The sequence below is a fragment of the Gammaproteobacteria bacterium genome (genome assembly GCA_029862005.1).
Taxonomy (GTDB): domain Bacteria; phylum Pseudomonadota; class Gammaproteobacteria.
Genome location: JAOTYD010000050.1, coordinates 1 through 13,413 on the forward strand (window position 1 = coordinate 1; position 13,413 = coordinate 13,413).

The 13,413-nt window shown below is 47.1% G+C and carries 8 protein-coding genes and 1 pseudogene; 5 read left to right on the forward strand and 4 right to left on the reverse strand.

Going from position 1 to position 13,413, the window contains the following annotated elements:
- On the reverse strand, positions 1 to 918 hold a 918-nt coding region (locus OES20_17635; protein MDH3636518.1), incomplete at its 3' end, for a hypothetical protein.
- 573 nt (positions 919 to 1,491) lie between these two features.
- Between OES20_17635 and OES20_17640 the strand changes: the two genes are divergently transcribed.
- Positions 1,492 to 2,412 (forward strand): right-handed parallel beta-helix repeat-containing protein, encoded by a 921-nt coding sequence (locus tag OES20_17640; protein MDH3636519.1) that lies wholly within the window; start codon positions 1,492 to 1,494, stop codon positions 2,410 to 2,412.
- A 53-nt stretch (positions 2,413 to 2,465) separates the two neighbouring features.
- Here the strand turns inward: OES20_17640 and OES20_17645 are convergent, their stop codons facing one another.
- The gene (locus OES20_17645; GenBank protein ID MDH3636520.1) at positions 2,466 to 4,073 is read right to left on the reverse strand and encodes a PQQ-dependent sugar dehydrogenase; all 1,608 of its coding nucleotides are present in this window, start codon (positions 4,071 to 4,073) and stop codon (positions 2,466 to 2,468) included.
- An 805-nt stretch (positions 4,074 to 4,878) separates the two neighbouring features.
- On the opposite strand from OES20_17645, the pseudogene OES20_17650 reads away from it, so the two are divergent.
- The 4 genes and pseudogenes from OES20_17650 (at position 4,879) to OES20_17665 (ending at position 11,318) form a co-directional block, all read left to right on the forward strand.
- Positions 4,879 to 6,918, forward strand: a pseudogene (locus OES20_17650) (TonB-dependent receptor).
- 39 nt (positions 6,919 to 6,957) lie between these two features.
- Positions 6,958 to 8,364 (forward strand): MBOAT family protein, encoded by a 1,407-nt coding sequence (locus OES20_17655; protein ID MDH3636521.1) that lies wholly within the window; start codon positions 6,958 to 6,960, stop codon positions 8,362 to 8,364.
- On the forward strand, positions 8,324 to 9,571 hold the full coding sequence (locus tag OES20_17660; protein ID MDH3636522.1) for a hypothetical protein: 1,248 nt from the start codon (positions 8,324 to 8,326) through the stop codon (positions 9,569 to 9,571). The genes OES20_17655 and OES20_17660 overlap by 41 nt, the downstream gene beginning before the upstream one ends.
- A 700-nt stretch (positions 9,572 to 10,271) precedes the next feature.
- Positions 10,272 to 11,318 (forward strand): hypothetical protein, encoded by a 1,047-nt coding sequence (locus OES20_17665; protein ID MDH3636523.1) that lies wholly within the window; start codon positions 10,272 to 10,274, stop codon positions 11,316 to 11,318.
- A gap of 156 nt (positions 11,319 to 11,474) precedes the next feature.
- Here the strand turns inward: OES20_17665 and OES20_17670 are convergent, their stop codons facing one another.
- Together OES20_17670 and OES20_17675 are read right to left on the reverse strand one after the other, a co-directional pair.
- Positions 11,475 to 12,734: an arylsulfotransferase family protein gene (locus tag OES20_17670; GenBank protein ID MDH3636524.1), complete on the reverse strand. Its 1,260-nt coding sequence runs from the start codon at positions 12,732 to 12,734 to the stop codon at positions 11,475 to 11,477.
- Positions 12,735 to 12,831: 97 nt separating this feature from the next.
- The gene (locus OES20_17675; protein ID MDH3636525.1) at positions 12,832 to 13,209 is read right to left on the reverse strand and encodes an SMR family transporter; all 378 of its coding nucleotides are present in this window, start codon (positions 13,207 to 13,209) and stop codon (positions 12,832 to 12,834) included.
- Positions 13,210 to 13,413: the final 204 nt, after the last annotated feature.

The window sequence follows — 13,413 nt, forward strand, 5'->3', positions numbered from 1 at the left end:
CGAATGTGCTACGAATATCCGAAATGCCTGGCCGACCCGGGGGTTAATATCAAGCACCTTGAAAATTCCGTCTCGCGGGTCTTTTCGATAACCAATATCAACGACTCCCTTGTAGCCAACCTTGGAGAGAAATGTTGTCGTTAGATTCGCCACTTCATCCACAGTGCAACACTCGCCCAGTGATGCGGCGCCCAGATGAATTGGGTATTGACGGATCTTCCTGCCTGTGAAGCCGACCAGGCATTCTGATTTCTCGTTGAAATAGCCATTGAATATGTAAACCTGATCATCTGCTCCTGGTATCAGCTCCTGGATCATGAGGTTTGGCTCATCTGGATCTTCTAACTCGCGGTAGAATGCAATGAGTTCGTCGCGATCATGTGCCACGACCATATTCTTGCCTGTTCGTCGAGCCATCTTGTTGCCCATTGCACCCTTTAGCATGACAGGGAAAGTGAATTGCTTGATTTGCTCCATGAAATCGTCTAAATCCGTCGGCAACACGGTATTAGGTCCAGGCAAGCCAAATTGTGTTGCCAGTTCAAACATACTTTTCTTATTTGCAAGATTCTCCACAATCGAATCGCAAGATTGTCCAATCAGATAGAAGTCTCTGAGATCCTCATGACTATCCGCAATGTAAATCGCCATCTCATCACTCATCGCGATCAAAATTGGTCGGCAATCCAGATCTCGTGACAGTTCGACAAGAAAGTTAGTGAGCTCAGACGGATCGATCTCGGTGAGTTTGTGGAAATACGATTTGAAGCAATATCGCGAGCGGGTCGCCACCGTATCTAAGCGATCTGCCACACCAATCACTTTGACGCCAAGCTTCCCCAGACTCCGCATCACTGCCAACCCACCGAGCCCACAATGCAGCAATACGACCGGTGTACTAGTATCAGGAATTTTCAAGAGGCTCTACAACCATTGGAATCTTAAACCCGGCCTTAAAATGTGAACTCTGTCGCGGGTGTTCTTCCACAGTATGGGCATCGTACCCAGGATCGAACAGTATCGTGTGTGTGGGGGAGCTCTATTACGCCTATCGACTTCAAATAATCTTGTGTTTTCATTAGTCTTGACTCTTAGGATATTCCTTTATCAGCCGGGAAATGTTAAACCCGCGTGTTTAGGCGGCGAACAATTCTCGGATTTTGTTATTTTGCTTTGCCATTTGGATTTAGGACTGCTCAGTGAATTTAACCAAAAAGCAGCTCTCCAACCAAGTCCTATCCTCGCTAAACTTAACATACGTTTCCTGATGTGCAAGAATTTATTGCTTTTTCCTACTACTTTGAAGTGGTGCCCGGTCACAGGACATGGCTCGGGCGACTATAACTGTTTGTCCATCATGAGCCCTGTGCACTGGAGTAAATCTAAGGAAATTGAGTCGTTAGAATCTTGGAAAGTGGGCCTTCATAATACTGTAAAAATTGAAATCAACATTAACACCTGCCTGTATAAACGAGAAAGAGACTAATATAAATGTATAAATTCCTAAAAAATGTTGTAATTGCCTCATTACCCCTAGTGTTGTTAGCTACTGCCTATGCGTCGTACCTGGCTACGGGGGGGCAGATCGCTCGAAATGATGTCAAGTCATTGATCAAGCGCCTCTCTGTATCCGCTACATATACTCTGACTGCTGACAACAATGGAGGAGACTGCGCGAAAATAGGCATCTGGGAAGACGGTACTTCCACTTGCAAGCTTACGGATTCACTGGCTTTAGGTGACTCGATCTATATTAAAGACAGTTTTGTAAAGCTAGACGGAAATAACCAAACAATGGAAGGCGATGGCAATTCGATAGCCATCCATATCTTAGGAAGTCGAGGTGTCGAAGTATACGATCTCAAGATACGAGGTTATAAACAAGGTATTTTTATGCAAAATGCAACCTTAGCGAAAATTCGCAACATAGACATAACTCAAAGTGAAATAAATGCTATGGTCATGTTGGGCGGAAGTAACTACAACCTGATCGAAGACAATCGAGTGAGCCACAGCGGTCTTCATGGCATTAATGTAGGTACAAGCCACGGTAATCGGTTCATTGGGAACTATGCCACCGACACGAGGGACGGCATACGATTGCAAAATTCCCACGGCAACATTTTTATTGCTAACTTTTTTGAGAAAAATCGTATTGAAGGTCTGGATTTTCACAGTTCCACAGAAAATCTTGTCTTCTATAATCGATATGTTGATGAGGAAATAGCGGTTATCAGTGACCTCATTGCCGATGTTAATCGATATCAGCTTGATTTCGGCGGCAACGAGTATTCCGCTTATGATGAACCCGAGGAAGGCTGTGAGGACAAAAATAGTGACGGATTTTGTGACGCGCCCTATAAATTTGATGGGGTTATCGATACCAAGCCATTGGTAAAAGGTTCGCTATAGGGGCATACAAAAACCACTTAATTTGGAACCCTAATTTTCGAAAGCGATTGAGTTCATTGAGTGGCGGGAAGTATTTGAATCAAACTACGGGAATCCGTCCACAATATTATTCCATTTTCATCAATCAGAAGATCACGAATACGCTCACCAATTGGAATTGGCTCCAGGTAACGAATCGACTCCTGTTCAATTCTTGTCCGATACAGAGATTGAGAAAGCAGGGAGCTAATGATCAGATCATCTCTCCAAAAGGGAAATGGCGTTTCTCCGCCTATGCCGGCGAGATTGGAAACACCAATAGCAGGTACCCATGAAAAGACCGGAAGTGTGTATTTGCTCTGATCTTTAGGTGCTTCTAGTGGCCAGGTCAGACTTCCATAGTCAGTACCATAGGTAATTCTCGGCCAGCCGTATAAATGACCGGCCTCAAGCAGATTCAACTCGTCTCCCCCTCGTGGTCCATGCTCAGTCGACCAAATACTACCCTTGTGATCCACATATAGCCCTTGCTGGTTGCGATGCCCGGTTGTAAATACTTCTGCCTCCCCGCTGTTAAGACCGATACGCAGTGTTTTTCCGTATGAAGCACCCGGGTCATCTACAAAATTCTCATCGTAGTCGTGACCGTTCACACCATGATCGCCAACTGTAAGCAGCACATTTTCGGAATTCAAAAGGGCCAGTCTTCCGCCGCCTTCCATGCCTCTAAAGGCCCATGCTTCTGGTTGTAAGAGTAGACACGGGGTTGTTTCGAACAGATCTTCCCAAACAGCGTTACCAGACTCAATCTCCCTGATATCTGAAAACTTCAGAAAAGAAACGCGCATAGTTGCGCATTGTTCACTCTCATTCCAATAGTGATGCGAGACCAACATTTGACTCGATGTATCGCTATTCAAGATCAATACATCGAGTGTTCGAAAATATTGCAGGAAAGCCGAAGTTCCCGCGTCAGCATAAAACTTTTTGTGATTTACAGGGACACGAATATTCCAGCGGACAGTTTCGATCGCTTTGTCTGAACCCAGGTTTCTGACCGAATAGATATCACCATTTGACATTACCAGGAGGTATACATCTTTATGACGCCCAATAGCTGCCATCGCACTATGTGTCGTCGATCGCGGTACCAGGTTTTGGTATTTCCTGATATCGAGATCATACAAATGAGACTTGTATTCGTTCAATACAAAGTCTGAACTTTTGAGTGTTGATGATGGGGGTGTGCTTCTTACTTGCGGATAGAGTACAACGGCAATTGATGCAACAAACAAGAATATCAAGGAGATGCCTCGAAAACTGGGCAACATATAGTAAATAAGGCTGAGTAAGCCTAGTAAGCAAAAAACTACGGTAATATCGAGACGGGAGTATTGAAATGAAAACACAATAATTGCAAGCAACACAATCGAGGCCATGCCGGCAAATACTGCCGGGCCGAACAGCAAGCCCTTAAGTCGTGTTATTTTCGCAAGAAAAACGACAACTGACGCCGCGAGATAGCACCCAAGCAACAAAAATGCAGGGAATAAAATGTCGTCAGAAACCGATAAATGCCCGTTGTGCAGGTAGCGCAACACAAGCAATGCAGTTCCAGCGGCCATAATGGGCCAAATTATGGCGATTAAGGTCGGATGCTTATCTGTGAATATTTTTTTCATTAGTGTTGGATCTCCAATGTTTGGCAATGACGTTGTTACTCGCGTTAGTCGGGCTGCACTAAGGTCCTGCGATTTATCTGCTTGATTGACCTTCGGAGGACAGGTAATTCCGCTTTATTATGCAGCAAGTTTCAGCCTCTGTTTTGAGGTAATTCCTCCCAGCCGTATACTCGGTATTTGGTTGGTGTATGTCTAGAGTCAACGTACAGCGAAGTTTTGAACAGATGAGATTGAATCGAAAATGTATTGGTTCAGTTATTTGTATATTTTATAGTTCAATTATATCATGCAGCGCTGGCATTTTGTTGTTGTGGCTTTCTGGGTTGATTATCTGTCCTAGTGACGACCTGTTTGTCAGGCAAGGTTTTGAGTCGCTAGTTAATAAAATTACACACATTGCCAAAACGAGTTAATTGCGGTGGACCTCTTCATGTGATGATAGGTTACAAGCTTCGAATAACGCGTTCGCGGCAGATAAAGAAAATTCGGCCTCGATCCTCACAGCCCCTACCGGCTACAACCATCGATTATACAAGGTTCCCGGAACAGGTCGGACGCCGGGGTATTAGCCTCGACCTGTTTCAAGATAGTGATTGCCTGGTTATCGGAAGTTCGTGATTTTCTCTTTGAGGCCCCCCAATTAAGCAAAAAACTGCTTATGAACGCCTCTATTTTTTGGAGGATTACCGTAGTTTTTTGATTGATAGGCAGGTACTTAGTTCTTTTTCGGTCATTGAACGTAATTTTAGTTAATCCTGTGAATGGTATTGCTATAAGTATTGAGTGTCGATCACATATAGAAACTATGAAATTAATAAAAAATGCAATCGTAGGACTTTGTTTCGTTTCGGTAGCGTCTGTAGCTCAGGACACAGGCCTGGGGACCATCGTGATCACTCCGACCAGAGTAGAAAAAAACTCGAATGAAATACCGGCGGCAATCAATGTTATTGGCCAGGATGAAATTCAACTCGGTTCAGAGCAACTTGGGCTGGATGAATCATTGGGACGGGTTCCCGGTTTGTTCGCGCTCAATCGATATAACTTTGCTCAGGATTCACGCCTATCTATCCGGGGATTCGGCGCACGATCAAGTTTTGGGATTCGCGGAATCAAGGTTATCGTTGATGGAATCCCCGAAACCTTGCCGGACGGGCAGGGATCAGTGGATGGGATTGACATTGGTTCGGCCAGTCAGATAACCGTGATTCGTAGCCCGTCATCTTCGCTATATGGGAATGCTTCAGGTGGAGCGATTTTAATCGAATCCGAGCGAGGGACGGTGATACCTTTTGCAGAAGCCCGCACCACATTTGGCGATTTCGATTTTAAAAAGCAACAGGTGAAAACAGGCGGCGACACCGGTAAGCTTAATTACCTGCTGAATCTCTCGGCCACTACGACCGATGGCTATCGAGATCATGGTAAGTTCGAAAACAACCAGATTAACACACGTCTTGAAGCTACGCTCTCCGCTACTTCCAGCTTACTAACCACGATACATCATACCGATCAACCTGCTGCCGATGATCCGGGTGGTCTTACTGCCGTAGAAGCCGCGAGCGATCCTACACAAGCTAGGGCACAAAACCTTCTCTTTGACGCAGGCGAGGAATTAAAACAAACCCGAATCGGGCTACTGTATAAAACCAGTCTTAGCGAGGATCACGATTTGGAGACACGTGTCTACAAGACGGATAGAGATTTCAACAACAAGCTTCCTTTTCAAAACGGTGGCATAGTGAAACTGGATCGTGAATTTTATGGAACCGGTGTTAAATATACGGTGGAAGACGACTTGGGTGACAAGCCTAATCGGATTCTGCTCGGAGTAGATTATGACCGTCAGGACGATGATCGAAGCCGTTTTGACAACCTGCAGGGCGTAACCGGCGCGCAGACTTTCGAGCAGGACGAGTTGGTAACATCACTTGGTGTATTTTTACAAAATGAAACCAAACTCAGCGATATCGCCGAGTTCACCTTTGGAATTCGCTACAATGAGGTAAGATTTGATGTCAATGACCAATTTCTAGCCGATGGTGATGATTAAGGCAAAATTAACTTCTATCAGGTCAGTCCAATGGTAGGGATTAGCATCAGGCGCGGCAGTGACACGCATCTATACGCCACCATCTCAAGCTCATTTGAAACACCGACTACCACCGAGTTCGCTAATCCTGACGGCGGTGGGTTCAACCAGTCACTTGAAGCACAGGAATCGATTAACTACGAAATAGGCATTAAATCTTTATCCGCCAGTTACAGTTTTGAGGCAGCTCTGTTTCATATCGATGTTGATAATGAATTGACTCCGTTCGAGCTGCCAGCTCAACCCGGGCGAACATTTTATGAAAATGCGGGTTCATCCAGCCGCAATGGCCTGGAACTTTCATATGCTGCTCAACTCGTGGAGCAACTCAGTCTATCGATGGCTTACACCTATTCAGATTTTACTTTTGATCGCTTTACCGACGAAAATGGCGATGAATTTGACGGTAATCACAGCCCTGGGATTCCAAAGGATGTGCTTTACGCAGACCTTACCTGGTTTGGAGATTCGGGATTTTATGCAAAATGGGACGTTACCTACACGGGTGAGATGTATGCCGACAATGCCAATCAAACCAGGGTAGGATCTAGTACCGTATCGAACTTACACTTTGGGCATAGTGTCGTTTACGATGACTGGGAATTGGGATCGTTCATCGGAGTCACTAATCTGTTCGACGAGGATTACAATGACAATATCCGAATCAATGCGTTTGGCGGTCGCTATTTTCAACCTGCGCCAGAGCGTAATGCCTATATCGGAATAACAGTGCGCAGGTATATCCGTCACTAAAGCTCATTACAATTGACGGAATAACAAAAAGAAGGTTCTATGGTCTTCAATACACCGATTTTCTTCGTCTTTTTCGTTATATTCCTGCTGATCTACGGGCTGATCCTGGTTCAGAAGCGCCCCAGGCTGTATTTCATCCTGGTGGCGAGCCTCGTGTTTTACGGCGCCTGGAATTACCGCTTTATTCCGTTGCTTGTCGGTAGCTCCGTCATTGACTACTACCTTGCGCTGGCGATTGCTGGTGCCGCGACGCTGCAGCGCAAGAAGCTTTTGCTGACATTTTCCGTGGCTATGAACCTCGGTATCCTTGCGCTCTTCAAGTACGCGGATTTCGTTCTCAGCTCTGTGGCCGATTTTCTGCTGCTGTTCGGTATTGAGGTTTCACTACCGACGCTGGCCTGGGTGCTGCCTGTAGGCATTTCATTCTACACCTTCCAAAGCTTGAGCTACACGATCGATGTTTATCGCGGCGATATGGAGCCGCGCAAAGGGCTCGTAAATTTCACAACGGCGCTCGCATTCTTCCCGCAGCTCGTAGCCGGTCCGATCCTCAGAGCTCGCCAAATACTGCCGCAGTTACATTCGCTGCCCGTGCCAACCTGGGACGGCGCGCGACATGGTTTCCTTCTGTTTACGTCCGGCATCGTCAAGAAGACCTTTGCTGATCTGCTTGCGGGTCCAGCGGCCGTGCTGTTCGAAGCGGACGGGCCGGTCAGCTTGCTCGAGACCTGGACAGGTGTGTTGGCATTTGCCGGTCAAATCTATGGTGACTTCGCCGGCTATACCGATATGGCGATAGGCGCTGCACTCATCATCGGTTTTAAGATTCCGCGTAACTTCAACTTACCCTATTTTGCAATTTCGCCGATCGACTTCTGGCGACGCTGGCATATTTCTTTATCAAGTTGGTTGCGGGATTACTTATACATATCGCTCGGTGGCCGCGATCAGCGATTGCGCAATGTTATGATCACGATGTTGCTCGGCGGCCTGTGGCATGGAGCTGCCTGGACTTTTGTCGCCTGGGGATTCTTCCATGCTGTGATCATCATGGCGACACACTGGCTCAGCAATCTCAAGACATTTGCCGGCTTCATCGTTTCAGATTCGAAGCTGCTGAAGATTCTGAAGTGGGCAATCACCTTTTACCTGATATTGATCGGTTGGGTTTTGTTCCGGGCACACTCTATCGATTCAGCTATCGATATCATCGGCAACATGCACACCTTTGGCAATTTACCCGAGGCGGGCTCGGTCGCGATTCGTGTCACTGCGATCACGATGCTCGCAGTCATCTATATGCACCTGCAAGACTGGTTCGTTATCGCCAAGGGCGAAGCGTTCGAGCAAAAGAGGTGGGTCTTTTGGCCGGTTCTAGTGTTGTTGCAGGCTATTTGTCTTTTCGTTGGAGCGCCAAGCAGTGAATTCATCTATTTCCAATTCTGAGCAGCTGCCGACTCACCGGCGAATTTTCCTGCGAATTTTTCTGACCGTCCTGATTGGCATGGGAGTGGCAATGGGGATAGTGCGTGGCTTCACTGAAGCGCTGGGTGTCAACGCGCAGGGACTGCTGTGGCTGGGCCATGTACTCGAAGCTCAGGAAGGACTGAAGAGATTACTTGTCGAGGACGAGGGCGACCTCGTTATGGTGTATGGCTCGTCTTTGATTGCTGCCGGATTCGGGCCGCGTGAGTTTGACCAGCACATCGCAGATTCAGGCGGCCAATCCTCGTCCTGGAATTTTGGCTTCTGCTGTTTGAATCCTTTGTTCCAGGAGCTTATTGCGCGTCGAATTGTCGACGACTTCAAGGCAAGTGATCGCCGCCTTAAGCTCCTGCTGATCGAGTTCAACCCTTTCCAGACAACGAAGACGCGTCGTAACCGTGCGGTTGCAGTCGAAGAAACCTTTATTAGCCTGCTGGCAAGCCGCGAGGAAATTGTGGATCGGGTTCTCGATGATCCCGCCTCTGGCTTACGCATCGCCGAGATTCGATACCTGCGCGACGGAGTTTCGGCAGAGGCAATCACCACCTTTTTTCTCTCACGACCGTTTACGCAGCCGCGTGCCGACCTCGACCCCGGGCTGGAAGAAGATGAAGCAGTCGAAGAAAGATTTGATGAAATCCGCGATTTGCGCCGTCAGATGTTTAAAGAGGAGTTTCCGGAATTCGCAGAGTGTAACTGGTGTTACGATCGGAAGGGCGGAGGTGTTTTGCCATCAGAGCGCTCCGAGGAATTGACAGCACTACTCTCTGAGTATTTCTCACTGAAGCAATCTGACTACCAGATGGCAATCGATCGACTGCATAGGATCCGAACGGCTGATATCGAAGAACTCTACTTCGATGAAGATCTGGTTGCTGCATTTATCGAGATGGTGAAAGTTTTGGCGCAAGTCTCCGACAATATCGAGGTCATCATGCTGCCGAAAAACGACGATTGGATTATGAATCCTCCGGAAGCGTTGCAACGACTGAACACCGTCATCACACGAATTGAGAATGAAACCGGCGTGACCGTGCGCAACTTCCAGAAAATCGATGCCGTGACTAATGACATGTTCAGCGATACAACACACCTCAATGGTCTCGTCGGCCGCGAGGCATTTACACTTTTTCTCGCTGAAGAGTATGGGCACCTTTTCCGCGACTAGCGTCTAATCTTTGCTAGATGGGCTTGCGTAGCTATATCGGGTGGGTTCTGCTCTGCTTCGAATAATAAGAATAGCGCGGAGAATAAGTTACCTGGTTACGGATACGGTACCCTGGAGGGTCGATGTATCAGCTGTTGGGGCATTCGATCACCTATCGTATCGCGGTGGCGCCGACAAAGTGATTGCGAGTATCGAAGACCCTGCTGTGATCAAGCAGATACTTGCAGACCTTCCGAGAAAAGCGGAATTAACAGAATTCAACCCATTACCCGAGAGCAGGGCAGGGCACCGCCCCAAATAGGTTTGTTTGGGTAGCCGACGAGATCAGTTTGATTCAACCAACTCAACAAATTGCTGCGAGCAAAAGTAGCGGCAGGTAGCCAGCTGGCATACCGGGTGGCTGAAATTTGGCAGGGCTGACCGGCGGGAAGGAGCCACTTCGCACGTGTCGATGAAAATCAGTCAGATAACGGATGGCCCGGAACTGGGTTGCGACGTGGATCTCTTTCTTTTCTTGGGGGAATAAGGATAATGGTGCGCTAATTTTTCCTATACTTCGTCCTATACCGAGCTCCATATCATTAGCAGCAATGAGACATTCAAACCAAGACATGGGATCGCAACAACAGTCGCCATCCACAACCACCTACCCCCTCACAAACTATGTTCCATAGAACAAACACTTTACCGGCACTAAGAAATGGATAACGAGATTGGAAAAGGTTCGCTGAACACCCACACCAAGCGCTCTCGCGTCAAAAGACTATTGGTACAAGTTTTAAAAAACATCGGGTTATACAATTCCTTACGCGCCGCAAATCGAGCAATCAGATTACGCAAACCAGCATTTCAATACCATATAAGGCAGCTTTTTGGGCGAGGCCTTGATGTCACGGCTCAACAGCATCATCGCAAAGACAAAGTCGAGCCCTGGCCTGCGGAGACGGCATGTGACTTGTGTTCTATTAGCACACTATCAACCGAAACCAGTGTAGACGAGCTACACTTATTGTTATCAAGTATCCAGATACACATGCCGGATGTACCCGTTTTTTTGATAGCTGATACTCCGACGAAGACAATAATATCGAATGCATTCCCCGACTTAAACATACACATATCCACACAATTGGATCGCTATCACGGGCTAGATAGACAAGGAATGGAGAAGCAAGGAATCTGGTTAGACTTCATGCTCGAAAAATGCACGATTATTGATTTAGCCCTAAGCAAGACAAGAAACACCCTTTTGGTTGATGCAGATGTCGTTTTCTTACATCCTGTACCCGCTGTTCCCGATAAAAACATTGGCCTATCGCCGCATTACGTTGCGTCACAACACACTGACGATTTTGGTATTTTCAACGCAGGATTTGTGTTTGTCCAACACCATGCAGTGACAGAGTGGTGGCGTAGAAAAAGTAAAGAGGACCCCGGGTTCTTTGAACAACAAGCCTTAGACTCGGCACCTAACCAATTTAACGCGTTTGAATTCCCAAATCAGTATAATTTTGGTTGGTGGCAACTCTGGCTAAGCACTAATCCTCAAGAAGTAGTCAATGAGTTTTGGATTAAGGATCACAAAATTTACCGGAATGATATGCCTCTAATCTCTGTCCATACCCACTTTGTAAAACGCTTCAATCAACGATACACGCCTTTTAACGATGTTATAAGAAGGTTGGCACGGCTATCAAAGGACCCGCAATTAATTGATCTGGTATCCAGAAATCCATATATCGAGTAACGGGACACCGCATTTACATTGGGCTATCGTCAAGAGTTGTGTATGACGGGTGATCATCAGGCGGCGATCTGACGCTGTTGATATTGTTCGTGTTGTTTGATGCCGTTAACAATTGACACACCGTTGATGACATCGGCAAGCACTCCTTAATCGCCTTCACTGCAAGCATTCGGGAAGATGCTCGAAATAGCCCATCGGCATCCACAGACCGTTCTTGACATGCCCGTTGTATTTCGCCGACTTTGCCGAGATGTTATTGAATTCCATGACCTTTTGGCCCCGGGAAGAAGCGACCAGTACGCGCCCCTCTTCGGGCACTACAATTAGCACATTGCCGTTGGGCAGGTACTGATGCTTGCCCATGGCTTCACTGTAGAAGCGCAACTCGCCATCGAACAAATCATTCGTAATCTCCCCTGTCCCCGGGTCGATTTTGATGATTTCCGACCGACCGAGGCCACTGTTGTTGTTGTAAACGGAGATCTTCCCGTCGGATGTAAAATCGGGATCATGTTGCTTCCTCCAGGGGCCATTGCTCGACCACTTAACGACGAGATCGTTTGGATCAAGAATCGCTATAAGATTCATCGCCTTCAAGCTGATGAGCAGGTCGCCGGCATCCAGGCCAGGGAACATTGGTGCGAGATCAGAGTAAAGAACATCGATGTCATTTGGGTGAAAAATATCATGCTGGGCGCCTGGATATTTCTCGAATCGTTGAAACTGGAAGTCGGGTCTGATCAGAAAAACGGAAGAGGCGGCATCCATTTTCTGTATTACATCTTCGACCAGGCCAATTGCCCTGATAGTGGCACCGTTCTCAGGATCGAAATTCTCGAGGTACTGGTATTGACTGTAGGCGGACCCCTCGCCGCGCCAGGTCCAGTAACTCCCGTCTTCAGCCTCCTGCAGCGAGTGGTGATAGACACCCTGCTTGGTCCAGGCCGGTTTGCTGCAGCTGTCGATCCGTGCCAGCACATCTCCTCTGTCAAAATTGACGATGATCGACCCGTCCCGGAGAACATTGAATCCGTGCGGCCCGTCGTCCCCGTTCAGCGGACCGTCTGAATCAAGCGCATCGTAATCCAGCGCCCAGGTATGTAGGTGTTCGCCATGGTGATTGTAAAGCCATGCCGAATTGCGACCATTGTGATCATCCCAGACGAGAAATGCATAATAGCCCTCTACCATCAACTCGGGGACATGAATGAAAAATTGTTCACGCGACGAATCATCGGGTGAGTCAACCAGCAGGTTCTTGGGAACAACCGCGCCGAATTTTAGAAGGGATTTGGTCACAGTAACCATCTCGATTATGGTGCCATGCGGCGCGATCCCGTACCAGGCAACGGCAAAACCATAGACAAATATCGCAAGCGCCAGTAGAAAAGCTATCGATGCTCGAAACAGCCACATGTGGGAATCCTCAATAGAGCGGTATGTTCGAATGGTACCGTACTTACCATTTCAATCCATCCCCGCCAATAGTTAAGTGTTTCATCGAGATTTGTTCCTAGCTTTTTGCCACAAAAATTACGCCAAGGCATATCAGTACGATCCCACCAATACGATATAATGATAGGTCTTCATTAAACACCGCATACCCAATAATTGCTGTGACAACGTAGCCCACACTCAAAAAAGGATAGGCAAAGCTGACATCTACCCGTGAAAGTACCAGCATCCACAATGCGACACTGAGTACGTAACAACTCAAGCCCAGAAATATAAATGGGTTGAGTGCTGCTTTATAGGCAATAGGAACAATGTTAACCAAGGCAAATTCGAAATGACCAATGCTAAGCATCCCTTTTTTTAAAAAAAGCTGTGCGAATGCATTTAAAAGTACGCCCGATAAAATTAAAGGTATGTAACTACTCATATGACTGATCCTTTATTAATTTGGCAATCATGGTCCGGCCGTGCCATTCGAAATAACTACAGCCTAATTATCGCTGATAGGTAGATTACAAATGCCAAAGAGAATATTCCCCAGGACACGTGATCCTTTGCCGCATAAACAATTGGGTCATCGTCCATGTGACCCCTGAATGTAGATAGCCAAAGCCTGCATTGCCAAAAAAGAAACAGCGGC

Excerpts from the sequence above, each read along its gene's own strand:
- OES20_17655 (MDH3636521.1), top strand. The coding sequence starts at position 6,958 with ATGGTCTTCAATACACCGATTTTCTTCGTCTTTTTCGTTATATTCCTG.
- OES20_17665 (MDH3636523.1), top strand. The coding sequence starts at position 10,272 with ATGGATAACGAGATTGGAAAAGGTTCGCTGAACACCCACACCAAGCGC.
- OES20_17645 (MDH3636520.1), bottom strand. The coding sequence starts at position 4,073 with ATGAAAAAAATATTCACAGATAAGCATCCGACCTTAATCGCCATAATT.
- OES20_17640 (MDH3636519.1), top strand. The coding sequence starts at position 1,492 with ATGTATAAATTCCTAAAAAATGTTGTAATTGCCTCATTACCCCTAGTG.
- OES20_17670 (MDH3636524.1), bottom strand. The coding sequence starts at position 12,734 with ATGTGGCTGTTTCGAGCATCGATAGCTTTTCTACTGGCGCTTGCGATA.